The sequence below is a fragment of the Algoriphagus aquaeductus genome (assembly GCF_003253485.1).
GTDB lineage: Bacteria > Bacteroidota > Bacteroidia > Cytophagales > Cyclobacteriaceae > Algoriphagus > Algoriphagus aquaeductus.
This window is the reverse complement of record NZ_QKTX01000012.1, coordinates 18,615-33,993: the sequence shown is the minus strand read 5'-3', so window position 1 is coordinate 33,993 and position 15,379 is coordinate 18,615. Positions and strand designations below refer to the sequence as shown.

Here is a 15,379-nt window from a genome sequence, read left to right as displayed (position 1 = left end):
AAGGGAGTTTCTCCACACCAATTTGGGCGTATTTTCACTTCTTTGTAACCTCAGATTCGGATAAATAAGCATATTCTGGATATTGGGAGACAAACTTATTAAGTTCATCAATGGTATCAATGTCGTAGAATTCTGGTAAAAAACTAACTGAAAGTTGATGTTTTTGAGCGACCTCTATAGTTTGTGCTAAAACCTGATCTGTGCTCCAAGCTATCTGATCAAAAAGCTCTGGACAAAATTTTCGCATTCCCAATAAATAATACCCCCCATCGATAGCCGGTCCAATCACCACATCCGAAGAATCCAACTTACGACTGGCCAAATCCAATACCTCAACAGTTACTTCTGGACAGTCCGTTCCAATTATCAGAACTTTTTCCATACCTGATCCAAATGTATCCTGAAAGGCACCCCTCATTCGTTCTCCCAAATCCTTCCCTTTTTGAATACGCTGAACCCAATAATCCTCCGCTTCCAAATCAGGAATAAAATCTGAATAATATACCAGAATCTGGGCATTAAAGGTTTTTGCATTGGCTTTGGTCAGATCAACTAAAGCTTGATAAACCGAAAGAGCTGCCTCATCACCGATGGTTTTGGCGAGTCGGGTTTTCACTTTTCCCAACACGGGATTTTTCTGAAAAATGATTAATCCTTTGGTATTCATTTATTATATCGCGGCTTGGTGAATTACTAACTTTTTTGAATCCGGGATAGTTTTCACCCAATCGAAAAGCAAAAAGGAGAAATCATATCTTGCCTGGAAGTTTTCAACCCTAGTTACGAATTAAGATTGAAAAAGGGATTAAGCTGAAAAGAGGAAATTCATCTAATTTACCGAAGATCTTTTCAATAATCTAAACTCTTTTTGACTTCAAATCGTTGAGGATTCATATTTACCTACTTATTCTATAGACTTTAAATATTTAACACTATGTCACTACGATTGGGAGATGTGGCGCCGGATTTCACGGCCCAAAGCACCGAAGGCACGATTAATTTCCATGAATTTCTCGGCGACAGCTGGGGAGTTCTTTTTTCTCACCCGGCTGATTACACGCCAGTTTGTACTACAGAGCTTGGGGCGGTAGCTAAGCTTCGGGAAGAATTTGCCAAGCGAAATGTGAAGGTCATCGCCCTGAGTGTAGACGGGCTCGAAAGCCACAAAGGCTGGATCGGGGACATCAACGAAACCCAAAACACCACCGTCAACTTTCCGATCATTGCCGATGAAGACAAAAAAGTATCAGCGCTCTATGATATGATTCATCCCAATGCCAATGAGAGTTTTACCGTTCGGTCAGTATTTGTGATTGGTCCAGACAAGAAGATCAAATTGACCATCACCTATCCGGCGAGTACAGGAAGAAATTTTGACGAATTGCTGAGGGTCATCGATTCACTCCAGCTGACAGCCAACTACTCTGTAGCCACTCCAGCCAACTGGAAAGAGGGCGAAGAGGTAGTGGTAGCCCCGGCTATAAAGACGGAAGATATTCCCGCCCGATTCCCCAAAGGTCATCGGGTCATCAAACCCTATCTACGAATGACCCCACAGCCAAATAAATAGGCAAAAAGCCCCAAATGGGGCTTTTTTCATTTTCACATTAAATCAAACAGCCTTGGTAAAAACAAGGTGATATCAGGGAATATCATAATCAGCGCTAAAGCAATAATCATTGCAATAAAGAATGGCAAAAGCGGTTTGATGACTTGAGTCAAGGAGATTTTCGCAATGGAAACCCCAACAAAAAGCAGTGATCCCACAGGAGGTGTACACAATCCAATGCAAAGATTGACCACCATCATGATCCCAAAATGAACCGGGTCTACTCCTACCCGAGTCACCACAGGAAGGAAAATCGGAGTGAAAATCAATACTGCAGGAGTAATGTCCATAAATATCCCCACGCCCAGCAAAATGAGATTGATCAGAATCAAAATCACCCACTTGTTATCACTCACATTGAGCATAAAGTCACTGATCATTTGAGGAATATCCTCTGCTGACATCACCCATGACATACTCATGGATGTACCAATGAGCAACAACACCACCGCGGTAGTTTCGGAGGCTCGGACCAATATTCCCGGCAATTCACTCAACTTCAATTCCCGATACGCAAACGAAAGCACCAACGTGTACACTACTGCAATAGCGGAAGCTTCGGTCGCAGTAAAAACTCCAGCTACAATTCCTCCAATCACCACGAAAAGCAAAAACAAACTGGGTATGGCTCTCCAAAACGATTTACCCAGAAAACTAAGGGTCACACGTTCACCGGCGGGAAGATTGTTTTTCTTGATAAAGATTGCCGCACAGGCCATCAGCACCAAGCCCAGCAACAGTCCCGGAAGATATCCAGCCACAAACAATGCTGCGATGGAAACTCCCCCACTTGCCAATGAGTAAATGATCAAAACATTGGAGGGAGGAATGATCAGGCCAGTAGTGGAAGAAGTGATGTTGACAGCCGCACCGAGGGTTTTCGGGTAGCCTTCTTCATCCATCCTTTTTCCCAGAATACTCCCCAAGGCAGATGCCGCCGCAGCAGCCGATCCTGCTATGGCCCCAAACAACATCGAGGCTATAACATTGACATACAAAAGGCCTCCGGGAAGTCTACCCGTTAATCCCTTTGCGAAATCAATAAGCCGATTGGCAATGCCTCCTTTGTTCATGATTTCCCCAGCCAATACAAAGAAGGGTATGGCCAAAAGTGCGAAACTATCCAGACCAGTGGCCATTCGCTGAGCAATCGTCGTGGCCGATGGCAAAGCAGCCACAGTGATAATCAAGGTGAAAAAGCTTGAAAGTCCCAAACTCCAAGCCACAGGCACCCCTAAAACCAAAAGGGTCACAAAGCTGAGTACCAAAATCAATATACTGATCCACTCCATGACTATTCTTGATTTTTAAAGAGTTGTACAATATGAAACACGTGGTAATAGACCACCAAAATCCCTGAAATAGGAACTATTCCGTAAATCCATGAAAGAGGGATTTGGAGTGTTGCGGATTTTTGCTGGAGAATTTGGGTGATATAAACCAAATTTCCTCCTCCCCACACCATAATGACCGCGCCGAAAAAGATCACCATGGAATGGATAAAAAGCTGAAGCAGAAGCAATTTTTTCCCCTTTAGTTTTTCCGGAAGAATATCGATTGCCAGGTGGCCATTTTTACCGGAAACATAGGCTGCCCCTGCCAAGCCCAACCAAATCATACTGTACCGGGAAAGTTCATCAGTAAAGGAACTTGGATCCCCCATGACATATCTGGAGAATACCTGCCAAGTCACATTGAGAACCATCATCCCCATCAACACTGCGATTAGCAGACTGATGGATTTGTCAAGTGTTTCCTTAAACTTCATTATCGGGTATTTTGGATTCTTTCGATTAAACCCGCGAGTTGGGGCTGTTCTTTTTTCACTTGGTCATAGACAGATTGGACCTGGTTCAAAAAAGGTTCCTTGGAGGGATAGCTGATCTGAACACCTGCCTTTTCGACTTCCCTCATCGATTCTTCAACCGATTCTTTCCAAAGTTTGGCTTGGTAAACAGCCGACTCATCAGCAGCTTCTTGTAGCCATTGCTGTTCTTCAGCAGTCAAATCATCCCAAACTACCGTACTGACCAAAACTACGTCAGGAATAGCCGTATGCTCATCAATTGAATAAAATTTGCATACTTCATAGTGGCGGGAATTATAAAAGCTTGGAGGATTATTTTCTGCTGCATCTACAATTCCCTGTTGAAGAGCAGTATAAAGTTCTCCATAGGCAACTGGTGTGGGCGACCCTCCCATTCCACGAATCATGTTGATGGCCATTTTGGATTCTTGAACTCGGATTTTCAATCCAGTAAGGTCTGCAGGGGTTTCTATGGGTTTGGTTTTGCTGTAAAAGCTTCTTTTTCCGGCATCGTAAAAACAAAGGCCTCTTAGCCAAAACTTTTCAGAGCTCAGCAGAAGTTCAGTACCAATTTCCCCATTGAGTACCCGGTCAATATGCTGGTCATCTCTAAAGAGAAAAGGTAAACCCAGAACACTGATTTCAGGAGAAAAAGCTTCCAAAGATGCTGCGGACACCTTGGTCATCCCCAGACTTCCGATTTGCAAAAGCTCCAAAAGCTCCCGCTCGGTACCCAGTTGCTGATTGGGATAAACTTTGACTTTGATCCGGCCTTTAGATTTTTCCTCAAGGCGCTCAGCCAGATATACCATCGCATTGTGTACCGGATGAGCGGTGACTTGAGCATGGCCCATCTTGATGACTTTGATTCGGGAATCGGATTGGCATCCTCCATAAAGGAGGACAATAACCAATCCAAGGAGGAGTTTGAAATGACGCATTTTCAGGGTTTATTGTCTCGAATGGAGGCGATGATTTGCATGGCATTTTTAACTGATTCCTGAATTTCCGTAAAAGCCCGTTTGGCGATCAGATCCTTTCGGAAAAGCTGAGAACCCATTCCCACACAAAGTACTCCGGCATCAAACCATGCCTTCATGCTATTTTCCGTAGGTTCGACTCCGCCGGTTGGGATGATTTCTATTTTGGGCATTACTGCATGGACAGCTGGTACAAATTCAGGTGTCAGAATGTTGGCAGGATAGATCTTTACCAGCTCAGAACCAAGTTCCTGGGCAAAAAAAACTTCGGAAACGGTTCCGCATCCAGGAATCCAGGGCACCTCTACTTTAGCGCAATACTCGCCCAATTTTGGGTTCATTACAGGTGCCACAATAAACTCTGCTCCCATGTCGATAAACTCCTCCGCTTCATGCGGATGGTAGATGGTCCCGGCGCCTAGGTACAAACCCGGCATCCGGTCGGCAGCTTCCCTGATTTTTGGAAATATAGATCTTGCTTCTTTTCCCCGATTCACCATTTCAATCACCCTAACCCCGCCCTCATAGGCGGAAAACAGGAGATCTAGACAGACTTGCTCATCCGGGTGAAAGAAAATCGGCATCATGCCTCCGGCATGCATCCGTTGAATAAAAGGACTAGGGTTTCTCATTATCGTTTGATTTTTCCACCGCCTTCTCCTGCGGCAAGTTCTTTCACTTCTTGAAGGGAGCATAATAAAATATCTCCAGGGACGCTGTGTTTGATTGCTCCTGCTGCCATGGCAAACTCGATGGCATCCTTTGGCTTCATATGCAGGAGACCGTAGATCAGCCCCCCTCCAAATGCATCCCCAGTGCCTACCCGATCCACTATATGCGTCAACTCGTACGATCGGGATGAAAAGGTTTTCTTTTTACCGAACAGTGTCGCTGAAATAGTATTGTTGGAGGAGCTATGTGATATCCTGTCCGTTTTCACTATGTAGTCCAATTGAGGAAATCGCTCAAAGGCCATGTTTCTCACCTCCGTAAAACTCTTGTAGTCTTCATTTAGACATTGCTTAAAATCCCGGGTGCCTGCAATTATCACATGGGTCAATTCCATAAGCTTTGGCATGATGTCGTGAGGAGCTTTTCCAAACTGCCAAAGGTTGCTTCGGTAATTGAGGTCTCCGCTGACTTTGACTCCCTTTTCTTTAGCTTTCTGCAAAGCGGTCAAAGTCAAGTCCGCGCAATTCTGAGATAAGGCCGGGGTGATTCCTGACCAATGCAACCAATCTGCACCCTCCAAAATAGCATCCCAATCCAATTTGGATGGTTCCAAATTGGCAAACGCAGAGCCTGCCCGATCATAGATCACCTGAGAACTCCGCTGCATGGCACCCTGCTCCAAGTAGTACACGCCCATTCTTCCAGAAACATGGGGAATAAAGCGAGTATCGATTCCGTTTTTGCGAAGTTGTCCTGCGGCAGCCCAGCCTATTTCATGATCCGGGAAAGCCGTGATATGTGCCACGTCCATTCCCCAATACGCTAGGGCTGCTCCCACATTAGCTTCTGAACCCCCGAATTCTACATCAAAGGAGTGAGTCTGGAAAAAACGTTGATTTCCGGGAGGAGAAAGTCTCAACATGACCTCTCCTAGGGTGACAATTTTCTTCATGGAAGAATATTTTTTTCTCTAATTTGACCAAAATAAGGAATAAAAACGATGAACAACACCTCGCTTCTTTTGGATTCTTCGGACAATGTGGGCGTAGCCCTTTCTGACCTTGTGTCCGGAGAAAAAGTCAAAATCAGCCAAGTAGATATTGATATTCAAGAATTTGTACCCGCAAAACATAAGTTTGCATTGCGCGATTTCATCCCGGGAGATGACATCATCATGTATGGTACGGTAGTAGGTGAAGCCACCCGGCCAATCCGCCAAGGACATGCCATCACCCTTCAAAATATCAAGCATAAAACCCGTTCCTACGAGCTGAAATCCGGTCAATATGTATGGAAAGCACCTGATATAGCCGCCTGGAAAAGCCGGACTTTTATGGGTTACAAAAGAGCTGATAATCAGGTTGGAACAGCCAATTATTGGCTGGTTTTGCCTATGGTTTTTTGTGAAAATACCAATGTAAAATTACTTCAGGAAGCCTTCGAAAATGCTTTGGGATTTTCTCAACCCAACCCTTACGAAGTCCAGATCAAAAACCTGATTTTAGGGCTTCAGGGAGAAAAATTTACGGAAACGGTTGCGCAAAAAGTGGCATCTGGAAGGTCTAAAATCTTCCCCAATCTCGATGGCATCCGATTTCTCACCCACTCTCTGGGATGTGGCGGAACCCGACAGGATGCGGATTCGCTTTGCGGATTATTGGCGGGATACATTCATCATCCCAATGTGGCCGGTGCCACAGTGCTCAGCCTGGGCTGTCAAAATGCAGAGGTGAGAATTTTAAAAGAAAAACTGGCCAAACTCAACTGCACCAAACCTTTGGTGGTCGTGGAGCAACAGCAGGAAGGAACCACCGATGCACTGATCACAAAGGCCATCCAAGAGACTTTTGAGGGCTTGGTCCTGGCAAGTCAAAGCCAACGAGAACCGGTATCGCTCGACAAGCTGGTTATCGGACTGGAATGTGGAGGTTCAGATGGTTTTTCGGGTATTTCTGCCAACCCTACGCTTGGACGAGTATCGGATTTGATAGTTGCCTTAGGAGGGATTACCATCCTGTCCGAATTTCCCGAACTCTGTGGGGCGGAGCAAAATCTCATCAACAGATGCGAGACGGCAGAATTGGCTAATAAATTTGTCCACCTGATGGAAACCTACAATGAAGCGGCCAAACGGGTCGGCAGCGGATTTGATATGAATCCCAGTCCGGGAAATATCAAAGATGGACTGTTGACCGATGCCATCAAATCCTGTGGGGCTGCAAAAAAAGGAGGAACTGCGCCGATTTCTGATGTATTGGACTATACCGAATATGCAAAAACTCCTGGACTCAATCTGCTCTGCACCCCTGGAAATGACGTAGAGAGCACGACCGGGCTCGCGGGCAGCGGTGCAAATATCATTCTCTTCACCACCGGATTGGGTACTCCGACCGGAAACCCGATCAGCCCGGTGATCAAAGTTTCCACCAATACCAAAATGGCAACCAAAATGCCTGATATCATTGATTTCAATACTGGTACCATAATCACCGGAGAGGACACTATCGAAACTTCCGGAGATAAACTTCTCGATTATATCATCGAAGTGGCAAGTGGTCGAGTGAAAACCAAGGCTGAAGAAAAACGGAACTTTGATTTTATCCCCTGGAAAAGAGGGGTATCCCTATAAAGGAAAAGAGCGGCCTTGGTGACAAGTGCCGCTCTTTCTACTTCAACTAAGGGTGATTAAAAGACAATGTTTGCTCTCAGGGTAGTTTCTCCTTTTCCATTTAACGGATTAAAGAATCCATTTACTTGGCCTTTTCCTTTGGCAGTTGCGAAGATTCCTGTTCCTCCGATGATTTCCACTTCCGCCACGAAATTGATTCGGGTATCCGAGACCGGAGAGGTCACATTCAAAATGTTTTTGAAATAAACCGTATTTCCTTTTCCATCTGTCGTGAGCGAACTTACTTCATCCGGAAGGTCTGTGATTCCCAACTCAGCCAATTCTTCGGAGAAAAACATCGAGACTGGAGCGCCAACAGTCACTGGACCGGTCTCCCCAATAAATGCACGTTGATTAATAAATGAATAAGCTTTACCGATGTAGGTAGCATTTCCTACCCCAGTACCAGGATAATAGGCAGGAAAAGGAATATCCTGTGTAAATCCACCTTCCAAATCAGGGACAAAACCGATTTGATTAGTAAACTTCTCCTGATAAGCCACCCCGTTGGGGTTCTTTCTCAGATTTTCTATGCTGATTTCTGAAGAAACAGTAGAATTAAGTTGCAAATTCTCTGCTATTGCAGGTGCTTCTGTCTCCTGCATGCAGGAACCTAGAAACAAAGCTCCAAGAATACTTAGGCTTGACCATTTTGAGTAAATCTTTTTCATTGAATTTTTTGGATTGGATGATTGATTTTTTTTGACAATTATTTCACAAAACAAAGAAGCTTTTACCGGGGTGATGATAAGCAACTTTTGCTCAGCTCTACATTTTTTTGTATTTCATACCAATAAAAATGCCAAAAACACTATCCTACCAGAAAAAAGTTTGCCGAAGAAGCATTTTCTCGAATTTTCTTAGCTTTTTGATAATTCTCAGAATTGTACCATTCCAAGGCTTTTTCTCTATTGGGAAATTCCAATAAGACCAATCGATCATGGTTCCATTTCCCTTCTAATGCCTCAACAGGCAGACCACGAATCACAAACTTCCCCCCGAATGGTTCAAGGCTGACAGGTGTCAATTTTTTGTATTCTTCATAAACTTCCATATTGTGGATATCAATTTCCACCAGGCAATAAGCGGGCATAGTTGTTAAAGATTAGTTTCTCCAATCTGAATAATAATTCTGAAATGAAAAAAAACGGTATTCAAATTCTTCAATTCGGTACAGGAAACTTCCTGCGGGCATTTATCGAACCGATGGTCCAAGACTTAAACCAACAAGATATCTCCCTGAATGTATGCATGATACAAAGCACAGGGGGATCAAATCTTGAACAATTGAAAAAACAAAATTATGAGTATCACGTGCTGGTGGCGGGGTTGGAAAATGGAAAAAAAGTCGAACAGCTCAGAAAAATCACCTGTATAAAAGACGGGTTGGATCTACCACTTGAGTCTGAAAGATTCTTACAGTTTGCCTCAGATCCAGAGGTAAAATGGATCATCTCCAATGTAACTGAGGCTGGAATGGTTTGGAAAGAAGAAGAGGATTTCAAAGAATTTGCGAAATCCTTTGCGGGAAGAATTACCCAATGGTTGTTTAGGAGATTTCAAACCTTGCCTCAAGCCGAAACAATACTTCTTCCCTGCGAACTGCTGCAGGAAAACGGAAAAACATTGAAAAATCTTGTGGAAACACATGCTAAAAGATGGAAATTACAAGAGGAGTTTTTCATCTGGATGGACTCATCTTGTAAATTTTTTAATTCCCTGGTAGACAGAATTGTACCTGGCTTTCCTTCACACCTGAGTTTACCTGAAAAAGAGAAGGACAAATTTTTGGTGCAGACCGAACCGTATTGTTTTTGGGCCATAGAAGGCAAGGGTTCGGACGAGGCTTACCTCCCCTTTTTAAACAGTTTCTCAGAAGTGATCCTACAAAATTCAATTCAAATTTATTCTCTTCGAAAAATCAGGATTCTCAATGGCTTGCACACCTTTATGACTGGAAAGGGGTTGCTTCAGGGATTTGAAACTGTGGGCCAATATGTAGACGACCCAAGAAATTTGGAAGAATTGGAAATGCTTCTGAAGCAGGAGATTTTCCCAACCCTTGACATCCCATCCCAAGAATTGGAAAAATATGCCCGGCAGGTAATGGACCGCTTTCGCAATCCCTTTGTTGCTCACAGACTTGCTGATATTTCGCTCAATGCCACAGCAAAGTTTAAAAGCCGGCTTTTTCCAATTTTTGAATGGCATCAACAAAATCACCATTCAGTTCCTCCTATCGCTGTCACGGGCTTAGTGGCACAGATCCTATTCAACCTCCGAAATCCTGAAAAAATAAAGGATACTTCAGAGGTAAAAAACGTTTATTCCACACTACCTCCGCTCTATTCGGAATTCGAACAGGTGATTTTTATTACAAAATCCTTGTTCGGGCTTGAAGACCACGAGGGAATCAAAAAAGCCTATGAAACTCTTCTTTCGAAATAGGCCCCATCAATCACCTTCAAACCCAAGGCCGGCAGCAAATCGTGTTTTCGCATAGGAAGTGCGGAGCTTGGAGGCAAGTTCATTGAGCGTCAACCTGGAATCAAACACCGCAACCTCCCGCGCATTCACAAGGAATAAGCTGCTTTCCCCAATTTCAAACCTTCTCATTTCCCCGGTCAAGAGAGCCTGAAGACTGGTTACATTCTGTGAAATTGTACTCACCTGTTGATTTAATACCGTCCAATTATTTAACTCAGCCTCAAGCTTATTGATCAACTGCAATTCTTTTAAATCCCGGGATGTTTGCTTCATTTCAATTTTAGCATTGGCCAAGCCCACGGCCCCTCTGGTTTTCCTCAGCAATAAGGGCGTATAAAATGTCACCCCCCATTTGTAATTATTCTCAAAAAATGGAGATGGGCTCATTCCTGAAACACTTTCGGAAAGAAAATTATATTTCAATTTAACCACCGGCAAAAGCTGCTGGGTTTTCAGTCTTCTTTCCACATCCAAACTGGCCAATTCATAATCTGTCAGTCGGAGTTCGGGATGCCTTAAGACCACCATTCGAAACTCTTCAAAATCTGGCGCCCAATTAAAATCCTCAAAGAGACCTTGGGGAATGACACCCTGGGTAAGTACCATCGGCTCTCCATTTTCATCCCAAAGAAACGTGTTAAGCTCCTGAGTAGCTTCAAAGAATGAATTTTCAGCGATCTGGAGCCGGTATTGTCTATTGAGCAGCTGAGTAAATGCCTCGACGGTATCAATTGCTGCCTGATCTCCTTGTTCAAAAAATCTTTTCACAGCAGCAAAGCGGAATTTGGCAAGTTCCACTCCTTCCTTGAGCACTTCCCTATTTTCATACGCCAATGACCACCTCCAATACATGTCTGCCGCTTGGAGATTCAGAGAGTTCAACAAATTGATACGCTCTACCTCCGTCGCCTCTTGGTAAATCTGAGCCTGTCTTAAAGCGGCCCTGCGGTCATCCAAGATCAGTCCTTGCCCTACATTGACAGAAGCACCTGCTGAAAGCAATCCTGCATTAGGCACCGTACTTTCGGCATTGAGATACCTGCCCGAATTCTGTTCGAAGGTCCCATTCAATTCTACACCCATCCAAGTCGGAACCACAATTCCAGCCTCTCGCTTATCATAATAGAGGGATTCCTTGTATTCCTTCTTATCCAGATTGCCATATACCAAGGGGTCAAAGCCACCCCTCGCCTGCCTCACCTCCATTTGTCCCATCCTCAAGTTGATTTCTGCCTGTATGGAGATGGGATGGTACAACCTAACCCACTCCATATACTGCTCAAAGTCCAACTTCAGGTTTTCTTGGGCTCGAAGAGACAAGGAAATCAGCCCAAGCCAAATGATTAAAATGCCTTTTTTCATTTTTTCGTGGAAGCTCCTTTGTCTTTTTCCTCTTGAGAATAATAATCGGCCGGGAATCCATTGAGCTGTCGCCAGATTTCATACCATACGGGTACATCGTTGAGCAAGGCAATCCCATCAGCTCCGGATCCGATTCGAAGCAATTCTGGCCAAGGTTCTTCTTCGGGATCCGCGGTCACCAATACCCGGTACTGATTATTGGGACCGGCAAACTGATCCATCGCCACCACTACTCCTCCAAAGGTCCCATTGGAAATCTGAGGCCATCCGGAGAAAACAATTGCCGGCCAACCGTCGAAAATAAAGCGAACCTTATTGCCAACCTTGATCAAAGGCAAATCCACTGGCTGTACATACATCTCCACGGCCAACTCGGCTTCAGCAGGGACAATATTGACAATTTCTGCTCCCTCCTTGATTGTCTCGCCAATACCCACCTGGATGGCTTTGGCGATATAGCCGTTTTGTGGAGCCAAAACGTATCGATAGCGGGTGCGCTGCTCATAATTGGAATATTGGTTTTCCAATTTGGTCACAGTCGCCTCTGCATCAAACTGGGAAGACATTGCAGTAAACATGTCAGACTGTGCTTTGGCTAGCTTATCCTTAAACTCATTGTCAATAGCATCCAAGTCGATTCGAGCAGTGATGAGCTCATTTTTACTGCTTAAGAGTTTATTTTCTGAGGAAATCAATTTGGCTTGGACCTCCTGAAATTTCAGTCTTCTTCCTTCCAAAACTGTCAGCGAGTTGAGCCCTTCTTTGAATAGCTGCTCTCCACGATCCAGCTGGTATTTGCCGATATCGTAATTGACTTTCGCTTGCTCAAACTCAATACTGTCAGATTGAACTTTCAGCTGGGCAATTCTGAGTTTATTATCTGCTTGTTGAAGTTTCAGGATATTATTTCTCCTCAAAGCAGCTATCTGATCTTGAAGAGCCAACACCTTGTCCCCATAGGACCTCGCGGATTGAGACTTTGCGTCTACCTGTTGCTGAGTTCTGGGCAAGAGTAGGGAATCAAAATATTCATCTTTGACTTCCGAAATCCTTAAAATCGTATCCCCTGCCGCAACGTAATCTCCCTCGGCCACATACCACTTCTCGATTCTACCCGCAATGATCGAATGAACAGTTTGAGGCCTTTGGTCAGGCCGTAAAGCAGTTACATACCCCTTGGACCTGATATTTTGAGTCCAGGGTAAAAAGAGCATAATAAAAAGGGTGATCAATACTCCTGTCAGAATTCTAAGTCTCTTCTGACTCTCCTTTCTCGGGAGCGTCATCACCAGGCTTTTGGCACCGCTGAACGGAATGGTGTCCTTGATCGAATTAGAAGATATATTCAACATCGCCTTTTAATTTTTAAATCTTTTATATTCTTCAAAACTACCCTGGAAGAGCAACCTACCTTTATCCAAAAGAATCACCTCGTCTGCCAATTGCTGGACCTCCTCTTCATCTGATACCATCACCAGGGTCCATTGTCCTTTCATGATGTAATCGATCACCTTCTCCTTGATCTGTGGGTCTACGTATTGAAATACATTTTCCATGATCAAGGCCTTCGGTTGACCCACAAACCCTCTTGCCAAAATAATCTGATGGGCCAAGGTCTTGGACAATCCCTTCCCTTCGGGTTGCAGCATGGTGTCCAATCCAGCAGGCTGCTGATACACATAATCATTGAGCCCTACCAAATTGAGAATATATTCTACTTGGCTTTGGTCATAATCTCTGCCCATCAGGATATTCTCTTTGATGGTACCATGGAATATTTGCTGCAATTCATGGAAATCACCGACCATGGCCCTGAATTTTTCCAGATTGATGTATTCCAAAGACAAATCATTCACCAATACTTTTCCTTCATATTCCTCATAAAGCCCCGAAAACAAAGCCATCATGGCACTTTTTCCGCTTCCGCTTTTCCCAGTCACCACCACTTTTTTCCCGGGATGGATAGACAAGGTAACCCCCTTCAACAACGGCTCAGGAGAGTCCAAAGGTTGAAAAACCACATTCTCAAGTCCAAACTTCAAGCCTTCCGGCTTAGATTGAATGATTTTCTCGTTAGGACCGTGATGTTCGAGTTCCAGATCCATCACATGGCCTAATTTTTCTACAGCCACTAAGGTATCATAAACCGTTTCCAACGAAAGAATCAACTTTTCTACGGAATTGACAACCAACACGATGATCACTTCAGCTGCCACAAACTGTCCAATTGAGATCTGATCATTGATCAACAGCAAACTACCCGCAAGCAGCAAACTAGTCACAATCAATACCTTAAACACGATCATGACCTTATATTGAAAAATCAAGACATTGAAGTGCTTTGCCCGAAATTCAACATATTTCTGAATCAACTTATCCGCCCGAAGGATTGGCAGCCTCGTGTTTCCCACCAACTTGAACGAGTTAAGTGTCCTTCCAACCTCTTCCAGCCAATAGGCAGTTTGGTACTTATACGAAGACTCTTTAAGCGCAGTCTCCATTCCACGAGGGGCAGTGAAGTAAAAAATCAGCGTCAGTATACCGATCAAAACCAATCCAAAAAGGATAAAACTAGGATGGTACACTGAAAGGAGCAAAAGGCCGAAAATCACCTGAAGCAAGGCCGCAGAAAAATCAATCAGAATCTTAGCCAATCCCTTTTGAAGATTGACTGTGTCAAAGAATCGATTGACGATTTCAGGCCCGTACTCTCCATGAAGGATTTCAGTTTTTACCTTGGGCAAGCGATAGGCTATGGAAAGTCCGGACTTTGAAAAAATCCGCTGTTGCAACTTTTCCATTATCTGCAATTGTGAAATCTGCAAGAATCCGCCAAAAATGACTCCAAGAGCCACGATTACTACTAATATTACCCAAGAAGTCGTAATCCTTCCCCCCAAAATAAAATTCAAAATGGCTTGAATTCCCAATGGTAGCGAAAGGGTAATCAACCCATTCAAAATGGCATAAAAGTAAATGGCATACACCTGATTTTTCTCTTCCTTCAGAAGTCCGAAAAACCTTTTGGCCGGAGTTAACCCTGATGTGCTTTGCATTATGTTATGGCTTTTGTCACAAGTTGATGAAAGAAGGTATATCGATCTCCTCCGGTAGGCTTGGCTTCCGTCATGCCTGGAAGATGCTGGGAATTGAATGATTGAAGTAAACTAGATTCCATTATCGTAGAAACCAATGTTTTTGGAAAAAGATAATTGGGATTGATTTCTTTAATGATGAACGCAATCCGTTCGCTGAATTTGTAAACCTGGGTAAAAATGCCAGATTCATGCTCATCATCGACCTCTTTGGTCAGATAGCCTTTCAAAGATTCATTGACGACGATATTTCGGAGCGACACGGGATCCAGAAAATCATTCTGCCTATAGATCGGTCCATCCACCATCAGTCGCAGGGCCACTGACAAGCGCTCTTCCGGATTGTTAAGGTTGGCCGTCGCAAATACCAGATTATGTTCCATCCATGCCCAATACCAAGCGTTTAGATATAGTAAAAGTTTGTGCTTGTTTTCAAAATAACGATAAATTGCCGCCTCTGTGCTCCCGATTTGGTTGGCGAGTTTTTTAAATGTAAAGTGCTCCATTCCGAGCTCCTGTATCATTTTCAAACCTTCGCGGACTATCGAAACCCCCAATTCTGAACTGAAGGGCTCCTTAATGTAGAGGTTGGAACTTACCTCTACCCTAATTTTCTTAAGTATGGATTCCATGGACCAGGATCTACAAAACAACCCATTAACGGCCTGAACTTTCAAAAAGTTTGCTAATCTTTCATTT

The 15,379-nt window shown here is 44.0% G+C and carries 15 protein-coding genes; 3 read left to right on the top strand and 12 right to left on the bottom strand.

The genetic code is table 11. The annotated features are described in order from the left end of the window. Positions 1-34: 34 nt before the first annotated feature. Positions 35-667, bottom strand: a complete 633-nt coding sequence (locus CLV31_RS15570) for a TIGR04282 family arsenosugar biosynthesis glycosyltransferase (protein ID WP_111393837.1) — start codon at positions 665-667, stop codon at positions 35-37. Positions 668-934: 267 nt separating this feature from the next. On the opposite strand from CLV31_RS15570, the gene CLV31_RS15565 reads away from it, so the two are divergent. Continuing rightward, a complete protein-coding gene (locus CLV31_RS15565; protein ID WP_111393836.1) occupies positions 935-1,570 on the top strand; it encodes a peroxiredoxin in 636 nt (211 codons plus the stop codon). Positions 1,571-1,602: 32 nt separating this feature from the next. On the opposite strand, the gene CLV31_RS15560 is transcribed toward CLV31_RS15565, so the two are convergent. Genes CLV31_RS15560 through CLV31_RS15540 form a run of 5 tightly spaced genes read right to left on the bottom strand, consistent with a single transcriptional unit; the run spans position 1,603 to position 6,020 of the window. Next, a complete protein-coding gene (locus CLV31_RS15560; protein WP_111393835.1) occupies positions 1,603-2,901 on the bottom strand; it encodes a TRAP transporter large permease in 1,299 nt (432 codons plus the stop codon). 2 nt (positions 2,902-2,903) lie between these two features. Beyond that, a complete protein-coding gene (locus tag CLV31_RS15555; RefSeq protein WP_111393834.1) occupies positions 2,904-3,377 on the bottom strand; it encodes a TRAP transporter small permease in 474 nt (157 codons plus the stop codon). Next, positions 3,377-4,357 carry a TRAP transporter substrate-binding protein gene (locus tag CLV31_RS15550; RefSeq protein ID WP_111393833.1) on the bottom strand — a complete coding sequence of 327 codons (981 nt, stop codon included), beginning with the start codon at positions 4,355-4,357 and terminating at the stop codon, positions 3,377-3,379. The genes CLV31_RS15555 and CLV31_RS15550 overlap by 1 nt, the downstream gene beginning before the upstream one ends. Before the next feature lie 2 nt (positions 4,358-4,359). Beyond that, positions 4,360-5,028 (bottom strand): beta/alpha barrel domain-containing protein, encoded by a 669-nt coding sequence (locus CLV31_RS15545; protein WP_181452648.1) that lies wholly within the window; start codon positions 5,026-5,028, stop codon positions 4,360-4,362. Continuing rightward, positions 5,028-6,020: a sugar kinase gene (locus CLV31_RS15540; RefSeq protein WP_111393832.1), complete on the bottom strand. Its 993-nt coding sequence runs from the start codon at positions 6,018-6,020 to the stop codon at positions 5,028-5,030. The genes CLV31_RS15545 and CLV31_RS15540 overlap by 1 nt, the downstream gene beginning before the upstream one ends. A 48-nt stretch (positions 6,021-6,068) precedes the next feature. Between CLV31_RS15540 and CLV31_RS15535 the strand changes: the two genes are divergently transcribed. After that, entirely contained in the window at positions 6,069-7,697 is a 1,629-nt protein-coding gene (locus tag CLV31_RS15535; RefSeq protein WP_111393831.1) for a UxaA family hydrolase, read from the top strand. A gap of 56 nt (positions 7,698-7,753) precedes the next feature. On the opposite strand, the gene CLV31_RS15530 is transcribed toward CLV31_RS15535, so the two are convergent. Further along, positions 7,754-8,407, bottom strand: a complete 654-nt coding sequence (locus CLV31_RS15530) for a hypothetical protein (RefSeq protein WP_146250908.1) — start codon at positions 8,405-8,407, stop codon at positions 7,754-7,756. Positions 8,408-8,547: 140 nt separating this feature from the next. Then, the gene (locus tag CLV31_RS15525) at positions 8,548-8,829 is read right to left on the bottom strand and encodes a DUF1330 domain-containing protein (protein ID WP_111393829.1); all 282 of its coding nucleotides are present in this window, start codon (positions 8,827-8,829) and stop codon (positions 8,548-8,550) included. A gap of 44 nt (positions 8,830-8,873) precedes the next feature. Here CLV31_RS15525 and CLV31_RS15520 point away from each other — a divergent pair, with 44 nt between their 5' ends. Next, a complete protein-coding gene (locus tag CLV31_RS15520) occupies positions 8,874-10,184 on the top strand; it encodes a tagaturonate reductase (protein WP_146250907.1) in 1,311 nt (436 codons plus the stop codon). Positions 10,185-10,190: 6 nt separating this feature from the next. Here CLV31_RS15520 and CLV31_RS15515 read toward each other — a convergent pair whose 3' ends face one another. From CLV31_RS15515 to CLV31_RS15500, 4 genes are read right to left on the bottom strand one after another with little or no spacing between them, the layout of a single operon-like run. After that, positions 10,191-11,585 carry a TolC family protein gene (locus CLV31_RS15515; protein WP_111393827.1) on the bottom strand — a complete coding sequence of 465 codons (1,395 nt, stop codon included), beginning with the start codon at positions 11,583-11,585 and terminating at the stop codon, positions 10,191-10,193. Continuing rightward, a complete protein-coding gene (locus tag CLV31_RS15510; protein ID WP_111393826.1) occupies positions 11,582-12,937 on the bottom strand; it encodes an HlyD family secretion protein in 1,356 nt (451 codons plus the stop codon). Before CLV31_RS15510 ends, CLV31_RS15515 begins: the two co-directional genes overlap by 4 nt. Positions 12,938-12,943: 6 nt before the next feature. Further along, positions 12,944-14,641, bottom strand: coding sequence for a peptidase domain-containing ABC transporter (locus CLV31_RS15505; RefSeq protein WP_111393825.1), 1,698 nt, complete (start codon positions 14,639-14,641; stop codon positions 12,944-12,946). Next, complete coding sequence (locus CLV31_RS15500) at positions 14,641-15,312, bottom strand: TetR/AcrR family transcriptional regulator (RefSeq protein WP_111393824.1); 672 nt, start codon at positions 15,310-15,312, stop codon at positions 14,641-14,643. The genes CLV31_RS15505 and CLV31_RS15500 overlap by 1 nt, the downstream gene beginning before the upstream one ends. Positions 15,313-15,379 lie beyond the last annotated feature (67 nt).

What these genes read in the sequence shown, in the direction of transcription:
- CLV31_RS15570 (WP_111393837.1), bottom strand. Translation starts at nt 667, where the DNA reads ATGAATACCAAAGGATTAATCATTTTTCAGAAAAATCCCGTGTTGGGA.
- CLV31_RS15565 (WP_111393836.1), top strand. Translation starts at nt 935, where the DNA reads ATGTCACTACGATTGGGAGATGTGGCGCCGGATTTCACGGCCCAAAGC.
- CLV31_RS15560 (WP_111393835.1), bottom strand. Translation starts at nt 2,901, where the DNA reads ATGGAGTGGATCAGTATATTGATTTTGGTACTCAGCTTTGTGACCCTT.
- CLV31_RS15555 (WP_111393834.1), bottom strand. Translation starts at nt 3,377, where the DNA reads ATGAAGTTTAAGGAAACACTTGACAAATCCATCAGTCTGCTAATCGCA.
- CLV31_RS15550 (WP_111393833.1), bottom strand. Translation starts at nt 4,357, where the DNA reads ATGCGTCATTTCAAACTCCTCCTTGGATTGGTTATTGTCCTCCTTTAT.
- CLV31_RS15545 (WP_181452648.1), bottom strand. Translation starts at nt 5,028, where the DNA reads ATGAGAAACCCTAGTCCTTTTATTCAACGGATGCATGCCGGAGGCATG.
- CLV31_RS15540 (WP_111393832.1), bottom strand. Translation starts at nt 6,020, where the DNA reads ATGAAGAAAATTGTCACCCTAGGAGAGGTCATGTTGAGACTTTCTCCT.
- CLV31_RS15535 (WP_111393831.1), top strand. Translation starts at nt 6,069, where the DNA reads ATGAACAACACCTCGCTTCTTTTGGATTCTTCGGACAATGTGGGCGTA.
- CLV31_RS15530 (WP_146250908.1), bottom strand. Translation starts at nt 8,407, where the DNA reads ATGAAAAAGATTTACTCAAAATGGTCAAGCCTAAGTATTCTTGGAGCT.
- CLV31_RS15525 (WP_111393829.1), bottom strand. Translation starts at nt 8,829, where the DNA reads ATGCCCGCTTATTGCCTGGTGGAAATTGATATCCACAATATGGAAGTT.
- CLV31_RS15520 (WP_146250907.1), top strand. Translation starts at nt 8,874, where the DNA reads ATGAAAAAAAACGGTATTCAAATTCTTCAATTCGGTACAGGAAACTTC.
- CLV31_RS15515 (WP_111393827.1), bottom strand. Translation starts at nt 11,585, where the DNA reads ATGAAAAAAGGCATTTTAATCATTTGGCTTGGGCTGATTTCCTTGTCT.
- CLV31_RS15510 (WP_111393826.1), bottom strand. Translation starts at nt 12,937, where the DNA reads ATGTTGAATATATCTTCTAATTCGATCAAGGACACCATTCCGTTCAGC.
- CLV31_RS15505 (WP_111393825.1), bottom strand. Translation starts at nt 14,641, where the DNA reads ATGCAAAGCACATCAGGGTTAACTCCGGCCAAAAGGTTTTTCGGACTT.
- CLV31_RS15500 (WP_111393824.1), bottom strand. Translation starts at nt 15,312, where the DNA reads ATGGAATCCATACTTAAGAAAATTAGGGTAGAGGTAAGTTCCAACCTC.